The organism is Massilia sp. TWP1-3-3 (assembly GCF_049897805.1).
GTDB lineage: Bacteria > Pseudomonadota > Gammaproteobacteria > Burkholderiales > Burkholderiaceae_D > Telluria_A.
On the sequence record NZ_JAFCWX010000026.1, the window covers coordinates 68,764 to 93,020 of the forward strand.

The 24,257-nt window shown below is 62.1% G+C and carries 16 protein-coding genes; 13 read left to right on the forward strand and 3 right to left on the reverse strand.

Annotated features, from left to right (window positions below; genetic code table 11):
• Nucleotides 1–11 precede the first annotated feature (11 nt).
• From ACP7D4_RS21525 to ACP7D4_RS21545, 5 genes are all read left to right on the forward strand, one after another.
• The gene (locus ACP7D4_RS21525; protein ID WP_426211224.1) at nt 12–953 is read left to right on the forward strand and encodes an esterase/lipase family protein; all 942 of its coding nucleotides are present in this window, start codon (nt 12–14) and stop codon (nt 951–953) included.
• 132 nt (nt 954–1,085) lie between these two features.
• Nucleotides 1,086–4,742 carry an EAL domain-containing protein gene (locus ACP7D4_RS21530; RefSeq protein WP_426211226.1) on the forward strand — a complete coding sequence of 1,219 codons (3,657 nt, stop codon included), beginning with the start codon at nt 1,086–1,088 and terminating at the stop codon, nt 4,740–4,742.
• Between the two features lie 20 nt (nt 4,743–4,762).
• A complete protein-coding gene (locus tag ACP7D4_RS21535; RefSeq protein ID WP_426107655.1) occupies nt 4,763–5,461 on the forward strand; it encodes a hypothetical protein in 699 nt (232 codons plus the stop codon).
• A gap of 127 nt (nt 5,462–5,588) precedes the next feature.
• Nucleotides 5,589–5,837: a hypothetical protein gene (locus ACP7D4_RS21540; RefSeq protein WP_426211228.1), complete on the forward strand. Its 249-nt coding sequence runs from the start codon at nt 5,589–5,591 to the stop codon at nt 5,835–5,837.
• A 162-nt stretch (nt 5,838–5,999) separates the two neighbouring features.
• Nucleotides 6,000–6,434, forward strand: coding sequence for a hypothetical protein (locus ACP7D4_RS21545; RefSeq protein WP_426107858.1), 435 nt, complete (start codon nt 6,000–6,002; stop codon nt 6,432–6,434).
• Nucleotides 6,435–6,753: 319 nt separating this feature from the next.
• Here the strand turns inward: ACP7D4_RS21545 and ACP7D4_RS21550 are convergent, their stop codons facing one another.
• Nucleotides 6,754–8,739: an SDR family oxidoreductase gene (locus ACP7D4_RS21550; RefSeq protein ID WP_426107859.1), complete on the reverse strand. Its 1,986-nt coding sequence runs from the start codon at nt 8,737–8,739 to the stop codon at nt 6,754–6,756.
• Nucleotides 8,740–8,968: 229 nt separating this feature from the next.
• On the opposite strand from ACP7D4_RS21550, the gene ACP7D4_RS21555 reads away from it, so the two are divergent.
• The 6 genes from ACP7D4_RS21555 (at nt 8,969) to ACP7D4_RS21580 (ending at nt 15,036) form a co-directional block, all read left to right on the forward strand.
• Entirely contained in the window at nt 8,969–9,643 is a 675-nt protein-coding gene (locus ACP7D4_RS21555; RefSeq protein ID WP_426107860.1) for a phasin family protein, read from the forward strand.
• A gap of 75 nt (nt 9,644–9,718) precedes the next feature.
• Nucleotides 9,719–10,927 (forward strand): patatin-like phospholipase family protein, encoded by a 1,209-nt coding sequence (locus tag ACP7D4_RS21560; protein ID WP_426107861.1) that lies wholly within the window; start codon nt 9,719–9,721, stop codon nt 10,925–10,927.
• Between the two features lie 64 nt (nt 10,928–10,991).
• On the forward strand, nt 10,992–11,657 hold the full coding sequence (locus ACP7D4_RS21565) for a TetR/AcrR family transcriptional regulator (RefSeq protein ID WP_426107862.1): 666 nt from the start codon (nt 10,992–10,994) through the stop codon (nt 11,655–11,657).
• A gap of 10 nt (nt 11,658–11,667) precedes the next feature.
• Nucleotides 11,668–12,444: a hypothetical protein gene (locus ACP7D4_RS21570; protein WP_426107863.1), complete on the forward strand. Its 777-nt coding sequence runs from the start codon at nt 11,668–11,670 to the stop codon at nt 12,442–12,444.
• Entirely contained in the window at nt 12,441–12,980 is a 540-nt protein-coding gene (locus ACP7D4_RS21575; RefSeq protein WP_426107864.1) for a TIGR00730 family Rossman fold protein, read from the forward strand. Before ACP7D4_RS21570 ends, ACP7D4_RS21575 begins: the two co-directional genes overlap by 4 nt.
• 1,222 nt (nt 12,981–14,202) lie before the next feature.
• On the forward strand, nt 14,203–15,036 hold the full coding sequence (locus tag ACP7D4_RS21580; RefSeq protein ID WP_426211229.1) for a metallophosphoesterase: 834 nt from the start codon (nt 14,203–14,205) through the stop codon (nt 15,034–15,036).
• A gap of 153 nt (nt 15,037–15,189) precedes the next feature.
• Here ACP7D4_RS21580 and ACP7D4_RS21585 read toward each other — a convergent pair whose 3' ends face one another.
• Complete coding sequence (locus ACP7D4_RS21585) at nt 15,190–16,863, reverse strand: TolC family outer membrane protein (RefSeq protein WP_426211231.1); 1,674 nt, start codon at nt 16,861–16,863, stop codon at nt 15,190–15,192.
• Between the two features lie 334 nt (nt 16,864–17,197).
• Between ACP7D4_RS21585 and ACP7D4_RS21590 the strand changes: the two genes are divergently transcribed.
• Together ACP7D4_RS21590 and ACP7D4_RS21595 are read left to right on the forward strand one after the other, a co-directional pair.
• On the forward strand, nt 17,198–17,851 hold the full coding sequence (locus ACP7D4_RS21590; protein ID WP_426211232.1) for a transglutaminase-like cysteine peptidase: 654 nt from the start codon (nt 17,198–17,200) through the stop codon (nt 17,849–17,851).
• Nucleotides 17,852–17,883: 32 nt separating this feature from the next.
• On the forward strand, nt 17,884–19,797 hold the full coding sequence (locus ACP7D4_RS21595; RefSeq protein ID WP_426211234.1) for a bifunctional diguanylate cyclase/phosphodiesterase: 1,914 nt from the start codon (nt 17,884–17,886) through the stop codon (nt 19,795–19,797).
• Between the two features lie 125 nt (nt 19,798–19,922).
• Here the strand turns inward: ACP7D4_RS21595 and ACP7D4_RS21600 are convergent.
• Nucleotides 19,923–24,257: beta strand repeat-containing protein (locus tag ACP7D4_RS21600; RefSeq protein WP_426211236.1), on the reverse strand; the 4,335-nt coding region annotated here is incomplete at its 5' end.

Below are 24,257 nucleotides of genomic sequence, written 5' to 3' on the forward strand. Positions count from 1 at the left end.
AGGAGTACGCGATGAGCACGCGCGTGCTGCTGCGGTGGCTGCTGCTGGTGCAGGCTGCGTGCGCTCTTGCGTTCGCATACGCGCTGATGGGCACGGGCGCCGTGAGTTACTGGCCGCTGGCGCTGGCGGCCGGCGCCGGCCTGGTGCTGCTGGTGCGCGTGCTCATCACGGCGAATAATTTCGCCATGACGGCGCGTTTTTCCAGCATCACGCCGGACGACTTTTTGCTCGGGCGCGGCGCCCAGCTGCGCCTGTTCGGCGAAGAGTTCATGGCCACGCTGCTGCAGTCGTCCTGGTTCATGCCGATCGCCTGCGCCGGGGAGCGCATCTACGATGATGCCACGCTGCCGCCCGTATTATTGATACATGGTTATGGATGCAACAGTGGTTACTGGTCGCAGCTGACCCCCTTGCTGGACGCGTCGCGCATCAGCCACGCGTCGCTCGACCTGGAGCCGATTCTTGGCGCCATCGACGATTACGTCCCGCTGGTGGAACGCGCGGTCGCCTCCCTGTGTTCAAAATCCAACATAGCAAAAGTAATCATCGTGGCGCACAGCATGGGCGGCTTGGTTGCCCGCGCATACGTACGCGAACACGGTGCCGCCAACATCGCGCATATATTTACGATGGGTACGCCGCACCACGGCACCAGCCTTGCCAACATGGGGATCGGGCGCAATGCCGCCCAGATGCGGCGCACGCCCGGCGTTGCCGACGCCCCGGAAAGCGCTTGGCTGCGTGAACTTGCCCGCTCCGAAGACGCTGCCACGCGTTCCTTGATCACGTCGTTCTATACGCACCATGACAACATTGTCGCGCCGCAAACGTCCAGCGTGCTGCCTGGTGCGCGCTGCATTGCCTTCGGCGGCATCGGCCACGTGGCGCTGGGTCGCAACGTGCGCGTCCTGCAGCGCCTGATGCAGGAGATTGCCGAGATGTTCGCTCAATAAATATTGTATGGCATGGGGTCTGGCAGGCGTGATACAGTCAGAAACCACTGTCGTGGACATTGTTTTTACGTATTAATTTGTGGTAATGGGCGATATGGCCCTGGCTGCAAGCACAGGACGGGAGCGCAAAGCGTGTCTGCACGGATCCTCATCATTGAAGACAATCCCACCAACATGGAGTTGATGGTGTACCTGTTGACGGCCTTCGGCTACACGCCGTTCATGGCCATCGACGGCACCAGTGGCGTGGAGACTGCGCGCGAGACCAAGCCGGACCTGATCATCTGCGACGTGCACCTGCCCAAACTCGACGGCTACGGCGTGGTTGCCGCGCTCAAGGCCGATCCGGCCATGTGCCATATTCCGGTGCTGGCCGTGACCGCGCTGGCCATGGTGGGCGACCGCGAGCGCCTGCTCGCCGCCGGCTTTGACGGCTACGTCGGCAAGCCGATCGAGCCCGATACCTTTGTTGCCGAACTCGAAACCTTCCTGCGCAGCCGCGCCGCAGCTGAACCTGCGCCGCCAGCCAAGCGCGCCACCATCCTGATCGTTGATGACCATGTCCTGAACCGCGAATTTTTGCGCACGCTGCTTGGCTACGACGGGCACCGTTTGATTGAAGCGGCCAACGGCGTCGATGGCCTGGCCATGGTGCAGCGCGAACTGCCCGACCTGATCATCTCCGACATCCTGATGCCCGAGATGGACGGCTACGAATTCGTCACGCGCCTGCACGGCGACCCGGCCACCGCCAACGTGCCCGTGATTTTTTACACAGCCACCTACCGCGAGCGCGAGGCTAACCAGATCGCCGAATCGTGCGGCGTGCGCTGGGTGCTGCCCAAGCCGTCCGACCCCGACGTCATTTTGCGCGCCGTGCACGAAGCGCTCGGCCTGACCGAACCGGAAGCGGCAAGCCCCTTTACCAACGTCGACACCGACGCCGGCCGCATGGACCTGATCGACAGCCAGATGGCCGAGTACCTTGAGCAGGTCGAGTCGAGCACCCAGGTCCTCTCGCGCCTGGCCAGCGACGCCAATGCGCCGGCGCCGTCGCCGTCGCACGAGCTGGCGCTGATGACGGACCGCCTGTCCAATTCGCTCTCCAGCCTGCAGGCGGTGAGCCTGCGCCTGACCTCGCTCATTGAGCTTGGCATTGAACTGGGCGCCGAGCGCGACCCGGCCGCCCTGATTGAAATCGGCTGCCGCGTGGCGCAAAACATTTGTGTGTCCAAATATGCCTGCATCGGCGTGCTCGACGAAGGCGCCGACGAACTGAGTTATTTTTCTTCATGCGGCGACAAGCAGGCGCGCGTGGTGGCCGGCACGCCGCGCGTGGGCGTGCTTAATACGCTGCTCGAAAAGCGCCAGCCGGTGCGCATCGACGGCATCAACGGCGACCCGCGCGCGATCGGCCTGCCGCAAGGGCATCCGCCGGTGCACTCGTTTCTGGGCGTGCCGATCGCCTCGCGCGAGCGCGCCCACGGCTGGCTGTACCTGGTCGACAAGCTGGGCGCCGACGGCTTTTCGGAAGTTGACGAACGGGTGGCCGTGACCGTCAGCGCGCAGATCGCGGTGGCCTACGAAAACTTGCTGCTGTACGAGGAAATCAAGCGCCACCACGCCCAGCTGACGGCCGACATGACAGCGCGCATTCGGCTCGACGAAGACTTGCGCCGCTTTCGCACGGCGATGGACGCCACCGCCGACGCGATTTTCCTGATTGACCGTTCTGGCGCCTGTTTTGTGGACGTCAACGCCACCGCCTGCCGCATGCTCGGCTACGAACGCGAAGACTTCCTCGCGCTGGGCACGCAAAACGTGCAGGGTTCGGACCGCGCCAGCCTGCAGGATTTGTACGACAAGCTGCTCGCCGGCGACCAGTCCGGCGCCATGGCCGAACTGCAGGTGAACCGCAGGAACGGCACCCAGGTGGCGGTCGAGGTGCAGCGGCGCACGCTGCGCTCGGGCGCGAGCTGGGTGCTGGTGGCCGTCGCGCGTGACATCACCGAACGCAAGGAAGCCGAACTGCTCCTGCTCAAGCTGGCCCACTTCGACACCCTGACCGGCCTGCCCAACCGCAGCCAGTTTTATTCTGCGCTCACGCGCGCGCTGGAGCAGGCGGCCGAGCACCACTGGTCGGTGGGGGTGCTGTTCCTGGACGTCGACCGCTTCAAGAACATCAACGACACGCTGGGCCACCCGTGCGGCGACGAGCTGCTGCGCCAGTTTGCCACGCGCCTGGTCGAATCGCTGCGCGTGCGCGACACTATCGGGCGCTTTGGGGGCGACGAATTTGCCGCCATCCTGATGCTGCCCGAAGGCCCGCAGGGCGCGCTGGCCGTGGTCGACAAGATCCGCGACGGTTTGCGCCGTCCGTTTGACCTGGGCGGCCATGAAGTGACCGTCACCGCCAGCATCGGCATCACCATCTATCCTGACGACGGGCTCGACGCCGACACGCTGATCAAGTATGCCGACACCGCCATGTACCGCGCCAAGGAAGCCGGGCGTGATGCCTATCGCTTTTTTACCGCGGAGATGAACGCGCAGTCGCTGGCGCGCCTGGACCTGGAAAACGCGCTGCGGCGCGCCATCGACAACCAGGAATTCGTGGTTTATCTGCAGCCCAAGGTGCACATCGGTTCGGGCCGCATCAGCGGGGCCGAAGCGCTGATCCGCTGGAAGCGGCCCGGCCACGGCATGGTCTCGCCCGCGCTGTTCATCCCGGTGCTCGAAGAAACCGGCCTGATTGTGCCGGTCGGGACCTGGGTGCTCAATGAAGCCTGCCGCATGATCAGCAAGTGGGGCAAGTCCAAGACCGGGCCGGTGCATTTGTCGGTCAACGTCTCTGGCGTGCAGTTCTTTCTGGGCGGGCTGGAAGAAGAAGTGCTCAATGCGCTCAAGGTGCACGAGATCGCGCCCGAATTGCTTGAGCTCGAGCTGACGGAAAGCTCGCTGATGTCGAACGCCGAAGACACCATCACGGTGCTGCGCAACCTGAAGGCGCTGGGAATCCAGATATCGATCGACGACTTCGGTACCGGGTATTCCAGCCTGGCTTACCTGAAGCGCTTCCCGATCGACAAGCTGAAAATCGACATCGCGTTCGTGCGCGAAGTGACCAGCAATCCGGACGACGCGGCCATCGTGCTGGCCATCATCAACATGGCGCACAGCCTGAAACTGCAGGTGATCGCCGAAGGGGTGGAGCGCGACGCGCAACTGGCCTACCTGCGGCGCCACGGCTGCGACGAGATGCAGGGGTATTACTTCAGCAAACCGGTGTCGGAGGCCGATTTCGAGGCCATGCTCGCCGAAGGCAAGTCGCTCGCCGCGCCGGTCGACGATACGCTGGGCGGGCAGCAAACGCTGCTCATCGTCGACGACGACGCCTTCATGCTCGACGTGCTGTCGGACTTTCTGGCGCAGGACGGCTACCGCATCCTGACGGCGCAGACGGCGGCCGAAGGCTTTGATATTTTGGCGCGCAACAAAGTGCACGTGATCCTGTGCGACCAGTGCATGCCCTTGATGAGCGGGACGGAATTCATGGAGCGGGTCAAGAACCTGTGCCCGGATACCTTCCGCATCATGCTCTCGGCGTATGCCGACCTGACCCCGATCATGGCCGCCATCAACCGTGGCGCGATCGACCGCTTTTACACCAAGCCTTGGAAGGGCGCGGTGCTGCGCGAGAATATACGCGAAGGCTTCCGGCTGCACAGCCAGCTGCACGGTGGCGGCGGCGGTGCCAGCGGCGCCAGCGGCCAGAGCATGCTCAATTGAGTGTGATATCGTTACGCGACATGACAACGACAGCGCGCTGGATGATGAAGGTAGGGCGGAAAAGCGAAGCGCATGCCGCCATGAACCGCCTGCGGCCCAAACCGCTACTGCTGTGCGCCTTGATGCTGATGTCGGTCATGGCGCACGCCACCGAAAATCGCTCCCCGACCGATCAGGAACGCGCCGCCTTCGAAGCCTACTACCGACAGCAGGCGAAGGCATCGCCCGCCACGCCGCCCATCTATCAAATCAGCCGCGATAGCGCCACCGCCGCCTGGCGCATCGAAGCGTATGTCGACGCGCCGCCACGCCGCGCGCTGCGCGCCCTGTGCCGCATGGACCGCAGCACCTTTGCCTATGACGGCGCGTGGCGTCCCGGCCAGGTGCAGCAATTCGCGTGGCACGCGTCGGCTGGCTGCAGCGCGCCGGCCAACCGAATCGCCCTGGGTCAACGCATGCCCGACACCGACATCCTGGCGCTCATCGAGCAGCAGGCAATACTGCTGACGCGCGCCCGCTTGCTGTTTGCCGGGAATACCGCGTGCGCCGCCCAGCGCGCCTACAACTACCGCTTGAGCGCCATCGATGTCAGTATTTTCGTCAACGGCAGTGAAGAGATGGCCACGCTGACTTACCAGAGTGACCGGGGGCCGACAGCGCGGGTATGGGCGCGCCGCACGGCGCTGGCTTACGACCCGTGGAACGTCAGCTGTCCGTAACGGGTGTCTTCAAATTTTTAATTAACGCGCAAGGGGATTGGTGATGGAATTTTGCAGCGCCAGTAACTTCGCAGCTTTTGCACGAATCGATTTCGGCCCGTAGCGGCGCCGAGTTGCCGAGAAATATATGGGAAAAGACCTGACACTGATTGGAACGATTCTTTTATGTTCAACAGCTATGTCGTTTGCTGGTGCGACCTATCTGTTGAACTACAGATTCCTGTATGCGGTGTTTCTGATGGGACTGTATTTTTTAGGAGGGGTGTTCCTCCCGCCAGGCGATGCCGGCACGAAGGTGCGCGCTCTGTGGATCGGTATCAGCATAGGCTTTTTTGGCTCAGTGCTTTTCTTTTTACCTTCCTCATTTCCCGTCTGAGGAGCATTGTCCCGGCGACTATGCCGTAATAGATGCGAATTGACGGTTGATGTCGCTGAGGGGCCTTAACATTCAAATGTCGAAGAATATGACGGCCTCGGACGCGCCATCTTTGTAGTCGGGAGGGATTCACTCAGCCACGCCAGATATTTATTAGCCTCCATGAACAGTGCCGACGAATTTTTTAGAGCATTAACAAGTCAGGTGGATCTGGATGATCCTCGTGAGACTTGCCTGGCGCAGAAGTTCATGATCGACGCCTTGTATCGAGCAACTGATAGCTTGCCACTTCCGGCCCGTGAGGCGGCAGCGATTGCCAATCGATACTCGACTGGTGTAATTGGTCTGAGGGAGGTGGAAGCTGAGCGAGTCAAGCTGTGGGAATTGATCGCCGGTCGTGACTGTTCTGACGATGACGACGTGTTGCGCATAAGAGCGACAATCTGCGTTCTATATCCACCCAATCCATCTGAGATGCACGACAGGGTCGCAATATTCCTGGCTTTCTGGTTTCGGGGCGGTTTGAGCGGACCTCAGATTGCTGCGACGCTTGAGAACGACTATGGGATAACGATCGATTCAATCAGGCCGGGCTGAAGCAGCCTCTCAGTTTCGCACTCTAATACATGATCGGAAGTTCGGATGAATGAAATCGCTCTCGAACCCTGGCTGAATTCCTCGAGAAACGTGCCAGGGATTATGCCGAACATCGGTCAGGGTTTGCTGAAAAGAGGGCATGGTTAATAGAGTTTCATATTGATATTCGGCATCTACCAGCATGACAAGTGGATTGTGATCCCTGGCGCGTCGAACGTACGGCGCGCGGCGCAAATCGCCCGCCTCACCAACTTCATCCGCTCTGATCAATAGCAAAAAAAAGGAGCCGAAGCTCCTTTTTTTTACGCACAGACCAGCATCAGAAGTGCACCCCGCGCAGCAACTGCTGCATCGCGATCTGTTCCGAGCTCATCTGCGGCGCCTTCTTGTCGCCGCCCTTGGCCGCATCCGAATCGGGGAACATGCGGAACGTCGTGTTGAGCACGATCTGCGCCACGCGCGGCATCAAGGCATGCAGCACCTGTCCGAACACGCCCACGCGGGTCGCAATGCGCACCGGCTTGTAGACGATCGCCTCGGCGATCATGTCGGCCGCTTCTTCAGGTGCCAGCGTCGGCACGTTCTGGTAGATTTTTGTCGGCGCGATCATCGGCGTTCTCACCAGCGGCATGTTAATCGTCGTGAACTTAATGCCCACGTCCGACAACTCCGACGACGCGCAGCGCGTCCACGCTTCCAGCGCCGCCTTGGAGGCCACATACGCCGAAAAGCGCGGCGCATTTGTCAATACGCCGATCGACGAGATATTGATGATGTGCCCCTTCTTTTGCGCGATCATCTTGGGCAGCAGTCCCATGGTCAGGCGCAGGCAGCCAAAATAGTTGAGCTGCATGGTGCGCTCGAAATCGTGGAAGCGGTCAAAGCTGCCTTCGATCGCGCGCCGGATCGAGCGGCCCGCGTTATTGACCAGCACGTCGACGCCGCCATGGTTCTCCAGCAGCACCTGCACGAAGCGGTCGCAGTCGGCCATGTCGGCCACGTCGGCAGAATAGGTCACGCAGTCGAAACCGCGATCTGTAATTTCCTTGCGCGCTTCGGCCAGCTTGTCTTCGTCGCGCCCGCAAATGATGGTAATGGCGCCCGCCTCAGCCATCTTGTGGGCCGCCGCCAGGCCGATGCCCGACGAGCCGCCGGTGATCAGCACCACCTTGCCGGCCACGGTGCCGCGCAGCGTGTGGTCGATGAACAGCGACGGGTCGAGTTTGCGCTCCCAGTAATCCCAGATCGGGGCGGCGTAGGACTCGAGCGGCGGGCAGGCGATGCCCGTGCCCTTAAGCGCGCGCTGCGTCTCGCGGCTGTCGAAGCGGGTAGGGTAGTTGATAAAGCCCATCAGGTCGGACGGCAGGCCCAGGTCCTTCATCAGCGCGTCGCGCACGCGGCGCACCGGCGAGAGCGCCATGATGCCCTTCTTGACCGACTTCGGAATGAAGCCGAGCAGCGCGGCGTTGATGCGGATGCTCATGGTCGGCGCATGCGCGGCGCGGCAGAACACGTTGAGCACTTCGCCCACCCGCATCGGTTCCGGATCGGTCAGGTGGAAGCACTGGCCGTCGAGCTTGCTCTGGTGGGCGATATTGTCCATGGCGTCGACCACAAAGTCGACCGGCACGATGTTGATGCGCCCACCTTCAAGGCCGATGGTCGGCATCCAAGGCGGCAGCAACTGGCGGATGCGCTGAATCAGTTTGAAGAAATAGTAGGGACCGTCGATCTTGTCCATTTCCCCGGTGACCGAGTCGCCCACGACCATGCCCGGACGGTAGACGCGAAACGCACCTTTGGTCTCGTTGCGGACGATTTTTTCGGAGTCGTGCTTGGTGGCGAAGTAGGGGTGGTCGAGTCCTTCAGCTTCGTCGAACATGTCTTCGCGGAAGATCCCTTCGTACATGCCGGCGGCGGCAATCGACGATACATGATGCAGGCAGCCGGCGTGGATGACGTTGGCAAAGTCCACCGTATTGCGGGTGCCGTCGACATTGACCGCGGCCTGGTCGTCGGCGTCGGCGGTCATGTCATAGATAGCGGCCAGGTGGAAGAAATGGTCGATGTTCTTGGACAGCTTTTTGGTATCGTCCTTGGAGACGCCCAGCTTCGCTTCGCGCAGGTCGCCAAAAACCGGAATCGCGCGCGCCTTGGTGGTGCCCCAGAATTCGAGCAGTTCGCCCAGCTTGTCCTTGCTCGCTTCGCGCATCAGGAAGTACACCACGCTGCCTTTTCGTGCCAATAACTTCTTGACCAAACGCTTGCCGATAAACCCGGTCGCTCCTGTGACAAAATACTGCATCGTGGTGTCTCCCTTGTGCTGGTTATTTGAATAGATACACTAATCATTACAGGGGAATGCCCGGTTGGCAAGGAGTCTTGGTCGATCTTGTTGCGCTGTTCTCCCTTTTAGAAGCTGCTCTCTATGCGTTTAGTATCCGATCTCTAGAATTGCTCACTAAAATGCTCTCATCAAAGAAGGGTTCGACTTCGAATCACTGACGGAATCACACACAAACCGGGAGCTCACAATGGTAAAGAAACTGAAGACACTGGCAAAAGCCGAAGACAAACAATTGGCTAGCGCCGTTCGTACCTCCGCTCACCAGATCTGGCAGGCAGGCCTGGGCGCTTTCGCCAAGGCCCAGGAAGAAGGCGGCCGTGTATTTAGCAAGCTGGTCGAAGAAGGCACCAACCTGCAGCGCCGTACCCGTTCAATGGCCGAAGATAAAGTCTCCGGCGTGACCGACACCGTCACCAAGGTTGCCGATGGCGTGTCGAAGCAAGCTTCCGGTTCGTGGGACAAGCTTGAGCAGGTCTTCGAAGACCGCGTCGCTCGCGCCCTGTCGACCATTGGCGTGCCGACCCAGAAAGACATCCAGGAATTGACCCGCCGCGTCGAGCAGCTCAGCCGCGCAGTGGCTGCCGCTACCGGCAAAAAGATCCCGGCCGCCAAGCCAGCGGCCAAGGCCGCGCCAAAGGCAGCTGCCAAGAAGCCGGTCGCTAAAAAGGCCGCAGTCAAGGCCGTTGCGAAGCCAGCAGTTAAGGCAGTTGCGAAGCCAGCCGCCAAGCCAGCCGCCGCAAAGAAGATCGCCGTCAAGCCAGCCGCGCCTAAAAATGCAGCCGTCCCAAAAAAGACAGCACCTAAGAAAGCCGCCGCCGAAAAAGTCAACGACACGCCGGTAGAGAGCACCAGCGCAGCGTAATTGCGCGCGCCAGCCTGACAAAGGGCCTGTGCTTTGCGCAGGCCCTTTTTACGTTTTAAAAAGAGCAAATACACCATGACTTCGAGCACAGAAAATCCCCCGCAGCGCAAAATCGGCCTGGCACTGGCCGGCGGCGGACCGCTGGCCGCGGTCTACGAGATCGGCGTGCTGGCCGCGCTCGAAGAGTCGATCGAAGGCTTGGACGTAAACGACGCCGACATCTACGTGGGCATCAGCGCCGGCGGCATCATCGCCGCCGCGCTGGCCAACGGCATCACGCCGCATCAGATGTGCCGCCTGTTCATCGAGAGCGACGTCGACGCCGCCGACGGCGCGGCGCTGTTCAAGCCGGAGCTGCTGCTGCGCCCGGCCACAGCCGAAATCAGCAAGCGCCTGGCGCTGCTGCCGGGCCTGCTGGCGTCCAGCCTGTTCCATTACGCGCGCAACCGCAGGAGCGTGTTCGCCTCCTTCGAACGCCTGAAAGAAGCGCTGCCTGCCGGGATCTTGTCGGGCGAGGGCATTCATCGCTACATGAAGGCGACGTTTGCGCGCGCGGGCCGCACCAATGACTTTCGCAAGCTGCGCAACAAGCTGGTGATCGTGGCCACCGACCTCGATACCGGCGACGCGGTGCGCTTTGGCCAGAAGGGCTGGGACGCGATCCCGATCTCGAAAGCGGTCCAGGCCAGCGCCGCCGTGCCGGGGCTGTTCCCGCCGGTGGAAATCCACGGCCACCATTTTGTCGACGGCGCCGTACGCAAGAGCATGCACGCCTCGATCGCGCTCGAAGCAGGGGTCGACATGCTGTTTTGCGTGAATGCCATCGTCCCCTACAATGCGCGCGGGCGCGAGCTGCGCAACGCGCCTGGCAAGCTGTCCTCGGGCGGGCTGCTCGACGTGCTCTCGCAGACGCTGCGTTCGATCCTGCATTCGCGCATCGCCTCCGGCATGGCCAGTTACGAAAAAAGCCATCCTGACGTGGACATCTTGCTGTTCCAGCCCAGCCAGGACGACGCCCAGCTCTTCTTTACCAATATCTTCAGCTATTCGAACCGGCGCGAGATGTGCGAAAAGGCGTACCAGAACACGCGCCTCGAGCTGCTCGAGCGGCGCGCCGAGATCGGGCCCAAGCTGGAACGGCATGGCCTCAAGCTCAAACTGAACGTGCTGCGCGATACCAGTCTGTCGCTGGTGCAGCAGGCGCCTTCGCGTCAGGCGCTGGCGCGCTTGCGCCAGGCGCTCGACGACCTTGAACGCTACCTGAAGGTGGCCGATTCGCAGTAACTGCCCTGTTCTTGCGGCCGGTTTCAGTGTTATGCTTGTGTAAGAAAAACAGTGACCTCCCGCCATGCTACAGAAAGCTCCACGCCGTACCCGCGAACGCATCCTCGAGTTGTCCCTGCGGCTGTTCAACGAGTTCGGCGAGCCGAACATCACCACCACGGTGATCGCCGAAGAGATGAATATCTCGCCGGGCAACCTGTACTACCACTTCCGCAACAAGGATGACATCGTCAACTCGATCTTCGTGCAGTTTGAAGCCGAGATCGAGCGCATCCTCACCGTGCCCGAAGGGCGCCGCTCCAACATCGAAGACGTGTGGCTGTACTTGCACCTGATGTTCGAGCTGGTCTGGCGCTACCGGTTTTTTTACCGCGACCTGAATGACCTTTTGTCGCGCAACCGCAAGCTCGAACTGCATTTCAAGCAAATCCTGGCGCACAAGATCAAGGTCGCCAAGCAGCTGTGCGAAGACCTGCGCACCGAAAAGTCGCTGGAAGCGTCGGACGCCGAAATCAGCGCCATGGCCACCAATATGGTGGTGGTCGCCACCTACTGGCTGTCCTACGAATACGTGCGCAATCCGCGCAAATACACCGAGCAGCAAGCCATGTCGGACGCGCTCGCGCGCGGCTGCTACCAGGTGCTCTCGCTGATCGGACCCTACCTGCGCGGCGACACCCACCTGCTGTTCCAGAAACTGTCCGAAGAATATCTCAAACAACTCAAGTAAGGAGCCACCCATGGCATGGACCACATTCCCGCACCCCGACGACGCTTACGTCTACACCGCCGCCACGCTGAAAAAAGCCTGGCCTCGGCTGCACGCGGGCGACGCCGAAGCGTTTCCGAAAAAAGCGGCGCTGGTCGATGCGTGGATTGCCTTTCATGCGGGCGAGTTTGAAAAGGCCACCAGGATCGGCCTGGATGCGGGTGTCGAAGGCTACGCCGTGGCGCACAAGGCGTCCTGCATGTACGCCACTTACCTGGAAAAGAACGACAAGAAAAAAATCGCCTTGTTCGAGGAAGTGGCCGAGCGCTGCGAGCGCCAGCAGCTCGAGCAACCGTCCAACGCCGCCGGCTACTACTGGCACGCATACGCGCTGGGCCGCTACGCGCAAGGCATCTCGATCGTCAAGGCGCTGGCCCAGGGCATCGCCCCCAAGGTGCGCGCCAGCCTCGACAAAACCATTGCGCTCGCGCCCAAGCACGCCGATGCGCACATCGCGCTGGGCGCTTTTCACGCCGAGATCATCGGCAGCGTGGGCGCGATGATCGGCGCGCTGACCTACAAGGTCAAGAAGGAAGAGGGCTACAAGGCGTTCAAGAAGGCGATCGAACTCAATCCCGACACGGCCATCGGGCGCATCGAATACGCCAACGCGCTCGTTTCCCTCGATGGCGAGAAGAAAATGAAGGAGGCCGTCGCGCTGTACGAAGAAGCGGCGGCGATTGATCCGCAAGATGCGATGGAGCGCCTCGATGTCGAGGCGGCGAAAGAAGAGCTGGAAGACGAATGAAGTCGATTGCCGTCTATTGCGGCGCCAACCCGGGCGCCTCGAGCGTGTATGCGGATGGCGCGCGGGCCCTGGCGCGCGCGCTGGTCGGGCGCAACGTGGCGCTGGTGTATGGCGGCGGCCACGTGGGCCTGATGGGCATCATCGCCGACGAAGTGCTGCGCCTCGGGGGCGAAGTGAGCGGCGTCATTCCTCAGCAGCTGGTGGACCGCGAGCTGGCCCATTCGGGCCTGACGCGCCTGTTCGTCGTCAAGGACATGCACGAGCGCAAAGCCATGATGGCGCAGCTGTCCGACGGCTTCATTGCCATGCCGGGCGGGATGGGCACGCTCGAAGAGCTGTTCGAGATGCTCACCTGGTCGCAGCTTGGCATCCATGCCAAACCGGTGGGCGTGCTCAATGTCAGCGGCTTTTACGACCAGCTGGTCGGTTTCCTGGACCACGCGCGCGGCGAAGCGTTCATCAAGCCGCAGCATGCGGGGTTGATGATGGTCGAATCCGACCCGGAAGCGTTGATCGAGCGGCTGATGCGTTTCTGACCGCCAGAGGGCAGCACGTTTTCCACGAAAAGGCGGCTGGATGGCCGTTTTTTTTCGTTCCATGCGCTTCCGGGGCCGCGACAACTCGCAGCTATCGTGTTGCGTTCTCAAGCTGACGCAGCTCTGCGCTTTTTTGCCAGGGTGGGTAGCGGCTCGCGCTTGAAGCGCTCTCGCTTGCATTCGCTACCGATCCAGCGCGACGTTGTGGCAAGCCATGGCAACGCGTGCGCACGCCATCCTTGCATGTGATTCCACTCGGCGGCGCCTCGCCGTCAGCGCTGGGCGCTCGCCCACTCTCCTCTTTCAAGGCCCCGGGCGACATCCCGACAAAAATCTACAACGCTGCGCGTCTTCGTAGTAACATTATAAAAATAGTAATTAATCCAGACAAGCGAAGAAGCACGACCTATCGAAAAATTCCGACGATGAGGGCACGATCATGGCTACCTGTCCGTACCACGGCACACCCAAACCCTGCGCGAGCTGCAGCCAGCACGGCATGGGCGAATTTGCTCATACTTCTGTTTCGGGGCCGCCCTCCTGGGAGTATTCAAGACCGCGTACTCACGGCCACACTCACGGAAGCGCCCCTCCTTACCGCATCCGGTGCGGGATTAACGAGGGCTTAGGCGTTCGGAATGCGCAAGCGCACGTTGCCACTCTATTCACCGACTCGCTAATCGGCTGCGCCCAAGTCATATTTAGAAATGCACAGGCCACATTCACCTGTCACATCGGCGCCGGTGCACGCACCCCCGGCAATTGGGCGAGATGGGCTGCCGACAGATTCGCACGCTTTTACGGAGCCATCGTCACCTGCCATGTCATCACTGGCGACGCTCCAGCAATTGGCGACCTTGTAGAAGCGAGCCTTGCTGCGCATTTAGGTGCGGTGCAAAGGATAATGAACAGTCATGGGTACGCAATCGATATTGCTACGGGACACGTGCGAACGACGCCTCTCGGTTGGTCTGCAAGTCAAGCCAATGTGGCTGGCTGGCAGACCGCAAGGCATCTGCTTGATTTGCGATTGCTCGGTACGATGTCCCTTGGCGAGCCAGGTTACGGTGATTATAGAGAAGGGTGTAGAGCATGCGACGCCTAGATGGAACCGCATGTCCGACAGCACGGTGGACCTATTCGACGAGCTTGCTGACCGGATAGGTCCATTGATTGAGGGCGCAAAGCGCGCCCTGCCAGAGGCGGCTATACTGCGCTAACTATGCGCCTACAGCTTTTCTCCGACCTGCATCTCGAGCGTGCCCCGCACTTTCGTCCCCTCATCCATCCGGCCACCGACGTCGTCATCGTGGCGGGCGACGTGGGCTCGTATCAAACCGGCTCGCGCCTCGAGGACGACGACTTCGGCCTGGGCCGGTTTTCGCCGCTGCAGAGCGGTTTTGGGTGCGCGCGCGTGCTGTACGTGCCGGGCAACCATGAATTCGACGCGCTTGACTTCGACGACACCTATGCGCGGTTGCGCCGCACCTGCGAACGGCTCGGCATCACCTGGCTCGAACGCGAAGTCGTCACCATTGGGGACGTCAGGTTTGTCGGCACTACCTTGTGGAGCGATTTCGAGGCGCTGGCCGCGCGCGAGTCGACGCTGGCGCGCCAGATCCAGCAGCGCACCAAGGCGCACCGCGCCGCCAATTACTATCTGAGCAAAAACACCACCTTGAAGGCCGGCGAGCCGGTGCTGGCAGAAGGCATCTGCACCATGTCGCTGGCGTGCCAGAGCTGGCTGCGCGCCGCGCTGGCCGTCCCCTGGGGCGGAAAGACAGTCGCGGTGACGCATTTCGCGCCAAGCCTGCAAAGCGCCGACCCGCGCTACGGCCTCACACCCGGCACGGCCGGCTTTTGCAATGCGATGGACGACCTGTTTCCGCTGGTCGATGTGTGGCTGCACGGCCACCTGCACTGCGCCAATGACTACATCGTGCGCGGCAGCGACGGTGCGCGCGCGTGGGCCTGCCGCGTTCTCGCCAATCCCCTCGGGTACCTGAACAAGGGCGAGCAGGCGGCCTTTCGGGAAGATCTGGTCATCGAAGTCTAGTGTCTCGAGTTGGAATAAATATCCCGAGAATCCCCGCGATACTGCGTCAAAAATGCTCGCAAGGCCTCGGCCTTGCTCCGCTTTTGTTCCTTGTCTCTCGGCGATTTCGGAACATTTATAAGCAACGAACTTCCAACTCAGGACACTAGGCCATTACACCGGCTTGCAGCCAAAGGTCGGGTCGGCCGCCTTGCGCCGGGCGGGTGCCTTGCGCTTGTACTTGCGCGCGGATGGACGCGTGACCGGCGCCAGGGCGTCGGAGGCAGGCATGGCCGGTGCCACGCACGCCGGAACCGGCGGCGCAGGCTTGACGATCGGGGCCAGCACCGGTGGCGCGACCGGGGCCGGCGCCGCAGGTGCGGTAATCGCCGGCGCGGCAGGCAAAGGCCCGGTCGGCGTATTGAACACATACTCCCTGGCCCGCTCGTTGAGTTTGGCCTTGTCGATCACGTAGGTTTGCGGCAGCTCGTTCGGGCAGTTCTGCACTGCGTCGGCGCGGTCGTCCTGGCGGCCCGACTCGGGCAGCGCGCCCGGCTCCTGGCGCGACAGTCCCAGCGCCTGGTGCAGCAGGCCCATGCCGGCGTGGGTGCGCGCGTAGGCATAAAACTGGTCGTACTGCGCGTTGGCGTACGAGCGCTTCGACTGGAACAGTTCGTTTTCGGAATCGAGCAGGTCCAGCAGCGAGCGCTGGCCAATGTCGAACTGGTTGCGGTAGGCGTCGCGCGCCTTTTCAATCGACAGCTGGTGCTGGTCGAGGTAGCTCAGCTGCTCGGTCAGCTTGACCGTGTCGTTGTAGGCGATGAGCAGCGTCTGGCGCACGTCGCGGCAGGCCTTGTCGCGCTGGTCGCGCGCCACATTGATCAGGTCCGCCTGCTGGCGCACGCGCGACAGGTCCGACAAGCCGTTGAACAGGTTCCACGACATCTGCAATTCCACGGCGCCGTTGTTGGTGCGCCCGCTGATGCCGTTCAAGTTGTTGCCGCGGTCATTGCGCATCACCAAATCCAGGCGCGGCGCGTAGGCGGCGCGGCGCGCGGCGCCGGCCTTGTCGTTGGCCCGCACGTTTTCAACGGCCGCCTGCAGCGCCGGGTGCGTTTTGAGGGCGGTGCCGAGGGCGGCGCCGATGGTGAGCGGCAGGCCGCCCGTCAGCGGCTTCATCGGTTCGAGCGTCGCGGCGGGGACGACGCCCACCAGGCGCTGAAAGCGCGCGCTGACATCGTGCAGGTTGGCCGTTTCCTGCAGCAGGTTCGATTCGGCCAGCGCCAGGCGGCCCGCAATCTGCTCGAGGTCGACCCGGCGGCTCACGCCAGCCTGAGTCTTTTTCTGGATCTGGATGAACACCGCCTGGTGGCGCACGTAATTGTCTTCGGCCAGTTCCACCAGGCGCCGATAGCGCAGCACGTCGGCGTAACTGCGCACCACGTCCAGCACCACCGTCTCGGTCGTGTCGCGCAATTCATACAGTCGCGCCAGGCGGGCGTGATCCAGCCGGGCCACGTCGTTTTTGGTCAGAAAGCCGTCGAACAGCATCTGGGTCAGGGTGAGCGAGGTGGAGCTGCGCGACAGCTTGCTGGTCCTGAGCGGGTCGTCCTGGTTGTCGCGGCCAATACCGGCGGCCAGGTCCAGGCGCGGCAGATAGGCGCCGGCGCCGGCGGCGCGCTCATGGCCGGCCGCTTCGAACGCATGCCAGCGCGCCTGCACTTCCGGGTTCGACAGCACGGCTTGCTGGGTGACTTCCTTGAGCGTCTGGGTTTGCGCGTGGCTGGCCAGCGAGCCAACGGCAAGGGCGACAAGGGTGGCAAGGGCGCAGGTATTTTTCAACTTCATTTGGAATGTTTTCCTTGGCAGTCCAGAAGACTGTAAAGTGTATTTTTCGCGTTAAATTAATGCATAATGGCAATAAAATAGAGCGTGACTAACGCCTCTACAGTACTGCTGCAAATATTATACGTTTCACAGCGGTAATTGGATGTTCTCACGCAACTATGTTAAACGCATGTTTTGCCACGCCTCCGATAGCCCTTAGTGTAATCTTGTTTTCAAGTATTTGCTTGGATGTAAGGATATTTTGATATTTGATAACAAAGTCGGGTCCTGCGCCTGATCCCGGACCGTGCAATTTCCCTCTCTTTCGCCTAGTGCAAAGCAGCGCCGGTCCGGCTTGACGCCGGCCCGCTCGCTGCTGTGCGCGCTGCTGTGCTTTACCATGCTGCTCGCGGCGGCGATCGATGGGGCGCGCTTGCCGGCGCGGGTGCAGGCGGCAGCGGCGGGCAGCAACGCCTTGCGTGACTGGGCAAAAATGTTGGACGACAATCGTCAACAGACAACTGACATAAAATTGATCAAGGTCAATGAATTCTTCAATCGCCGCATTGCCTTTGCCGATGACCTGGCCGTGTGGGGCAAGTCGGACTTTTGGGCCACGCCTTTTGAAACGATGACGAAAGGAAAAGGAGATTGCGAAGACTTTGTTATCGCAAAATACTTTTCTTTGCTGGACATGAATGTGCCGGATGTTCAATTGCGCCTAATTTACGTGCGCGCGCGCCTTGGCGGCCCGTCCAGTTCGCTGCAGCAGGCGCACATGGTGCTGGCGTATTACCCGACGCCGGACGCGGACCCGATGATCCTGGATAACCTGATCACCGACATTCGCCCGGCCGCGCGCCGCGCCGACCTGACGCCTGTGTTCAGTTTCAACCGGCTGGGCGTGTTCGCCGGCGCGGCCGCGGGCGCGCCGGCCGCGGGCGGCACGGAACGCCTGTCGGCGTGGCAGGACCTGCTGTTGCGGGCGCGGCGCGAAGGTTTTGACTGATGTTATTTTTTTTATCTTTCTGAGGACGTCCCATGTCGATGTACCGCCAACTCTGGATCGCCCTGATCATCGGAACCCTGCTTGCGCTGGCCGGCGGCCTGCTGGCCACGACGCTCAGCGCGCGCTCCTACCTGCAAACCCAGCTCGAACTGAAGAACATCGACAACGCCACCGTGTTGGCGCAGGCGCTGTCGCTGCGGGCGGTCGAACCGGTGGAACTCGAATTGTCGATCGCGGCGCTGTTCGACAGCGGCCACTATGACGCCATCACGCTGGTCGATCCGCGCGGCAAGATGCTGGTCGAGCGGCGCGGCGCGCCCGGGCACAGCGGCGTGCCAGGGTGGTTCATGGCCCTGCTGCCGATTCGCCCGGCCCCCGGCGTGGCCCATATCGCCAGCGGCTGGAAGCAGGTCGGCACGCTGACCATCGTCAGCCGCAGCCAGTTCGCCTATCACACGCTGTGGAATTCGACGCTGCAGATGATTGCGGTGCTGGCCTTTTCGGGCCTGGTGGCAGGCTACCTGGCCACGCTGATTTTGCGCCGCTTGAAGCGCCCCCTGGACGCCGTGGTCGAACAGGCGCGCGCGATCGCCGAGCGCCGCTTCGTCACCACGCCGGTATCGAACGTGCCGGAACTGCGCCAGCTCAGCGTGGCGATGAATTCGACCGTGGTGCTGCTCAAGTCATTGTTCGCCGATGAAGCCGAGCGGCTCGAGGCGATCCGGCGCGAAGCCAATACCGACGCGCTGACCGGGCTGGCCAACCGCCACCATTTCATGCAGCAAATGGGCGAAGTGCTGGCGGTCGAGGATGGCGCGCACGGCAGCCTGATTTTGCTGCGCCTGTCGCACCTGGCCGACTTGAACCGGCAACTGGGCCACAAGGCCACCGACGCCATGCTGGCCGCGATCGGCGAGCGCTTCGATGCCCAGGCCCAGCTGCACGCGGACGGCTTTGCCGCGCGCCTGAACGGCAGCGACTTTGCGCTGGTGCTGCGCGGCGCCGAGCCGCACGCGGTGGCGCAGGCGCTGCTGGCTGGCGTGGCCGGCGAAGTGGTCAATCGCGGCGGCAGCGAGGCGCCCGTGTATGTTGGCATCGGCAAGATCCAGTACGGGCTCAATCTCGGTGCGCTGCTCTCGCAGGTCGATACCGCGCTGGCGGCGGCCGAAGCGCAGGGCGTGAGCGCCGTGCGCGAAGAGCTGCCGCTTAATATCGCCGAAGCGCCGCGCAGCGCCGGCGAATGGGCCAGACTGATCGAACGCAGCCTCGAACAGCGCTGGGTGCGCATGGCCTCGTTTCCCGTAGTCGACATGGCCGGCAACGTGGTGCACCGCGAATCGGCGCTGCGCCTGATGTTCGGTGGCGAATGGTTTCCGGCGGCGCGCTTTTTGCCGATTGCCGAGCGCTTGGGGTTGACCACGCGGCTCGATCTGGTGGCCGTCACGCTTGGCCTGGACGAGCTGGCGGGCGACGCTACGCTGCCTGGCCTGGCGGTCAACTTGTCGGCGCGTTCGGTGCAGGATCCGCAGTTTCGCCAGCAGGTGCTCGAGCTGATTGGCGCGCGAGCGGCCGTGGCCAGGCGCTTGTGGCTGGAAGTGCCCGAGAGCGGCGTGTTCGCGCAGCTCGACGCGTTCCGGGTGTTTTGCGAAGCGCTGCGCGCGAGTGGCTGCCGGCTGGGGATTGAACATTTTGGCCGGCATTTCAAGCAGATCGCCCTGCTGCATGACATGGCGCTCGATTACGTGAAGGTCGACGGCAGCTTTATCCGCGATATCAATATCAATGGCGGCAACCAGAATTTTCTGCGCGGCTTGAACAGCATTGCGCACAAATTGGGGCTGCAGGTGTATGCCGAAGGCGTGAGCGACGTGGCCGAGTTAAATGCGCTCGACGCTCTCGGGTTCGACGGCGCCACCGGGCCGGCGGTGCAGGATTTGGCCCAATAGTTACCTCGTAGGTCAGAAAAGCGCGAGCGCATTCCGACATCGCACGCGTCACGGTGACGCATGCAATGTCGGAATGCGCTCGCGCTTTTCCGACCTACAATTTCCCCGATTTTCCGACCCTTGCGTCAATCCACCCGCAGCGTTCCCATCTTGATCAGCATCTTGAGCAGGTTCGTGTCGTCGCCGGCGGCGATCCCGGTGGCGGTGTACAGGTTCTGGTTGAGCGTGATAGTCTGGTTTTCGCCCACATTGTTGGTGACGGCTCCTGTAAAACCGCCCGTGCTGTTGATGTGCAAAATGGTGGTGGTGCCGCTGATCTCCACGTGAATGTAATTTCTCAGGTTCGAAATTTCAACCAGCGACGTCGTCTGCGCGGTCACGCCCGAACTGGTGTGTTCACCCACCAGCAGGTCGCGCAGGTCGAGCACGTCGCCGCCGCCCACCGCCACGCCGGCGGTGCTCGACTCCACCGTGCTAAACCCGGTGCCGTAGCTAAAGTCGGTGATCGTGTCAAGCGCCGGCGCGCCAGCCACGCCCTTGTCGGCCAGACCCCATGCAAACACGTCGGCGCCGGCGCCACCGCTCAGGATGTCATTGCCCGCACCGCCCACGAGGTAGTCGTTGCCGGCATTGCCCACCAGCGTATTGTTACCGCTGTTGCCTTCAAGCCGATTATCGGCCGCGTTGCCGGTCAGGTTGATGTTGCTCGAACCCAAGGCCGTCGCGTTCTCGAAATTGGCGAGCAGCGCGTACGATGCAGCGGAATACGTGGAGTCGAGCTGGACCGTGTCAACGCCCCCGCTGGCGGCCTCGACGAGTGTGTCGAACGTATCGGACAGGACATAGATATCGTCGCCCGCGCCGCCTTCGAGGCGGTCGGCACCGGCGCCGCCGATCAGTACGTCGTTGCCGGCTTCGCCGTACAACTTGTCGTCACCGGCCCCGCCGTCAAGGCGGTCGGCGCCGCCGCCGCCGTTGAGGATGTCGGCGCCGCCATTGCCTGAGAGCAGATCTCGTCCGGCGCCGCCGGTCAGGGTATTGCCGCTGGCGTCGCCGTCAAGCCGGCTGCCGGTGCGCATCTGCCAGGTGGCGCTGGTGCCGTCGTAGACCAGGTCCTGGATCTGCGGGTCGCTCAGCGTCGGCGCAGCTTCAGCCGAGAACATGGCCGTGTTTTGCAGCGACAGCGTCTGATAGGTGTTCGTCGCGTCGTTGCTGGCCTTGTACTCGATGCGCAGCACGGCATTGCCGCCCTGTTCCCAGTACAGCAGTTCGATATCCTGCAGGCCGCCTTCGATATTGCTCAGCTGGACGTTGGAAAACACGCGCGTGGTCGGCGCCTGGTTGCCGTCGAATTCAATCAGCGTCTGGCCGGCCACGTTCAGGCGGAAGCCATCGTCGGCATACACGCGGAAGTCGTAAAAGCCCGGCTGCACGTAAAACTGTCCGCTCAGGCGTACTGCCGCGTCGGTGGTGCTGCCCAGCCCGGAGGTACCGTTGGTGTTGCCCGCGCCGGTTTGCACCAGACCGGTCGACTTGTCCTGGTACAGGAAGTTGGTCAGACCCAGCGTGCTCGAGCCGCCGTTGACGGCGGGCAGGGTGCTGCCGGCGGCCAGGTTCCCGTTCGAGCCGAGCGCGGTGGTGACGGTCTGGCCGACGCCATAGCTGAGCATACGCGCCTGGAACGTCACGTCGGCACTGCTGTAGATGGCCGAATTGGCGGTGCCCACCACGCTGCCCCCGCCGGCGAGCGCGTTGCGCCCGTCCATGATAAAGGCCATGTCTTCCACCGAATTGAGGTTGCCCGCTGCCTGGTGATTGCCGAAGAAGGCCTTGCCGTCGTCGCTGTGGGTGCGCCCGGTGGTCGTGACCGTCTCGTTGTAGCCATAGTAGGCGCCGGTCAGGCCGTTGGCCGCGTTGGGCAGTGCGGTTAGCGTGGCAGGGGCGGAAGTCAGATCCATCGAGCCATTGACCGCGATGGTCAGCATGGCGCTGCTAAAGCCGCCGTTGCCGTCACTGACGGTATAGGTGAACGTGTCGTAGGCTGTTTCGCCGGCCATCAGATTCTGTACCTCGGCGCTGTTGTTGCGCAGCTGGTACGAGTAGCTGCCGTCGGCATTGACGGTCAGTGCGCCGTACGCGCCGCTTAGCGGCGCGCCGATCGCGCCGGCGGTGCCGGTGGCGCCGGCGCCGTTAGTGCCGGTGCGCAGGGCGCTGATGCTCAGCGCGTCGCTTTCCGGGTCCGTGTCTTTGCCGGCCGGAGTCGCCGTGCTCAGGATCAGGCCATTTGCGGCCACAACGGTAAGCGTGCTCGATGCGCCATCCTCGGTGATGGAATTGGTATCGTTGGCGGCGATGGGTGCGTCGTTGGTGCCGGCGATATTGACCACCACTGTGCCCTTGGTGCCGTCGGCCGAGGTGACGGTGAAGGTGTCGGTGTAGGTCTTGTTGACCTGGAATTCGTTGTGCGCCGTGCTGGCGGTGTAGGTCCAGCTGCCGGCGGCGCTGATGGCCAGGCTGCCGTAGGTGCCGGGCAGAGTGCCGGCGACGAAGGTCGCAGCGCTGTCGGCATCGGTGATGCTGATTGTGCCCGATTGCACGAGCGCGACGTTGCTCTCGATGAGGTTGACCGTGGTCGGGGTAATGATGGCCGCGTCGTTGGTGCCCAGGATGTTGACGCTGATCGTGGTGGCGGTGCCGTCGGCGCTTTTTACGATGAACACGTCGCTGTAGGTGGTGTTTGCGACAAATTCATTGTGAGCGGTCGTGGCGGTGTAGACCCACTGGCCGTTGGTTTGCAGCGCGACGCTACCGTACTGGCCCGTATAAGTGAGCGCCGCATAGGTGGCGGAGCTGTCGATGTCGCTGACCGTCAAGGTGCCCGAGGCGGTCAGGATGGCGTCGGACTCGGTCAGCGGAACTGTTGCGGTGCTCAGTACTGCTGCGTCATTCGTGCCCAGGATGTTGACGGTGATCGATGTGGCCGTGCCGTCCGCGCTCGTGACGTTGAAGACATCGGTGTAGGTGGTACCGCCGACAAATTCGTTGTGCGCCGAACTGGCGGTATAGGTCCACTGGCCGTTAGTCTGCAGCACCACCTTGCCGTGGGTGCCGGTGAAGGTGCCAGCGACATAAGTTGCGGCGCTGTCGATATCGCTGATGGTCAGGGTGCCTGATGCGGTCAGGATGGCGTCCGATTCGGTCAGCGGCACTACGGCAGTGCTGAGAACTGCTGCATCATTCGTTCCGAGGATATTGACGGTGATTGTTGTTGCCGTGCCATCGGCGCTCTTGACGTTGAAGACATCGGTGTAAGTGGCCCCTCCGACGAACTCGTTGTGTGGCGAACTGGCGGTATAGGTCCACTGGCCGTTAGACTGAAGCACCACCTTGCCGTGGGTACCGGTAAAGGTGCCCCCCACGTAGGTTGCGGCGCTGTCGATATCGCTGATGGTCAGAGTGCCCGATGCGGTCAGGATGGTATCCGATTCGGTCAGCGGTACCACGGCCGTGCTGAGCACCGCAGCATCGTTGGTGCCAAGGATGTTGACGGTAATCGTGGTCGCCGTGCCGTCCGCGCTCTTGACATTGAAGACATCGGTATAGGTCGTACCACCGACAAACTCGTTGTGCGCCGAACTGGCGGAGTAAGTCCACTGGCCGTTCGTCTGCAGTACTACCGTGCCGTGGATGCCGGTAAAGGTGCCCCCGACATAGCTTGCGGCGCTGTCGATATCGCTGACGGTCAAGGTGCCCGATGCGGTCAGGATGGCGTCCGATTCGGTCAGCGGTACGACGGCCGTGCTGAGCATCGCAGCATCGTTGGTGCCAAGGATGTTGACGGTAATCGTGGTCGCCGTGCCGTCCGCACTCTTGACATTAAAGACATCGGTATAGGTTGTACCACCGACAAACTCGTTGTGCGCCGAACTGGCGTTGTAAGTCCACTGGCCGTTCGTCTGCAGTATCACAGTGCCGTGGGTGCCGGTAAAGGTGCCCCCGACATAGCTTGCGGAACTGTCGATATCGCTGGCGGTCAGGGTGCCCGATGCGGTCAGGATGGCGTCCGATTCAGTCAACGGTACAACGGCCGTGCTGAGCATCGCAGCATCGTTGGTGCCAAGGATGTTGACGGTAATCGTGGTCGCCGTGCCGTCCGCGCTCTTGACATTAAAGACATCGGTATAGGTCGTACCACCCACAAACTCGTTGTGCGCCGAACTGGCGTTGTAAGTCCACTGGCCGTTCGCCTGCAGTACTACAGTGCCGTGTGCACCGGTAAAGGTGCCCCCGACATAGCTTGCGGCGCTGTCGATATCGGTAACGGTCAGGGTGCCGGACGCGGTCAGGACGACGTCGGATTCGGTCAGCGGGACTGTTGCGGCGCTAAGTACTGCTGCGTCATTCGTGCCCAAGATGTTGACGGTGATCGTGGTAGCCGTGCCGTCAGCGCTCTTGACATT

Excerpts from the sequence above, each read along its gene's own strand:
- ACP7D4_RS21525 (WP_426211224.1), top strand. The coding sequence starts at position 12 with ATGAGCACGCGCGTGCTGCTGCGGTGGCTGCTGCTGGTGCAGGCTGCG.
- ACP7D4_RS21535 (WP_426107655.1), top strand. The coding sequence starts at position 4,763 with ATGACAACGACAGCGCGCTGGATGATGAAGGTAGGGCGGAAAAGCGAA.
- ACP7D4_RS21540 (WP_426211228.1), top strand. The coding sequence starts at position 5,589 with ATGGGAAAAGACCTGACACTGATTGGAACGATTCTTTTATGTTCAACA.
- ACP7D4_RS21545 (WP_426107858.1), top strand. The coding sequence starts at position 6,000 with ATGAACAGTGCCGACGAATTTTTTAGAGCATTAACAAGTCAGGTGGAT.
- ACP7D4_RS21550 (WP_426107859.1), bottom strand. The coding sequence starts at position 8,739 with ATGCAGTATTTTGTCACAGGAGCGACCGGGTTTATCGGCAAGCGTTTG.
- ACP7D4_RS21555 (WP_426107860.1), top strand. The coding sequence starts at position 8,969 with ATGGTAAAGAAACTGAAGACACTGGCAAAAGCCGAAGACAAACAATTG.
- ACP7D4_RS21560 (WP_426107861.1), top strand. The coding sequence starts at position 9,719 with ATGACTTCGAGCACAGAAAATCCCCCGCAGCGCAAAATCGGCCTGGCA.
- ACP7D4_RS21565 (WP_426107862.1), top strand. The coding sequence starts at position 10,992 with ATGCTACAGAAAGCTCCACGCCGTACCCGCGAACGCATCCTCGAGTTG.
- ACP7D4_RS21570 (WP_426107863.1), top strand. The coding sequence starts at position 11,668 with ATGGCATGGACCACATTCCCGCACCCCGACGACGCTTACGTCTACACC.
- ACP7D4_RS21575 (WP_426107864.1), top strand. The coding sequence starts at position 12,441 with ATGAAGTCGATTGCCGTCTATTGCGGCGCCAACCCGGGCGCCTCGAGC.
- ACP7D4_RS21580 (WP_426211229.1), top strand. The coding sequence starts at position 14,203 with ATGCGCCTACAGCTTTTCTCCGACCTGCATCTCGAGCGTGCCCCGCAC.
- ACP7D4_RS21585 (WP_426211231.1), bottom strand. The coding sequence starts at position 16,863 with ATGAAGTTGAAAAATACCTGCGCCCTTGCCACCCTTGTCGCCCTTGCC.
- ACP7D4_RS21595 (WP_426211234.1), top strand. The coding sequence starts at position 17,884 with ATGTCGATGTACCGCCAACTCTGGATCGCCCTGATCATCGGAACCCTG.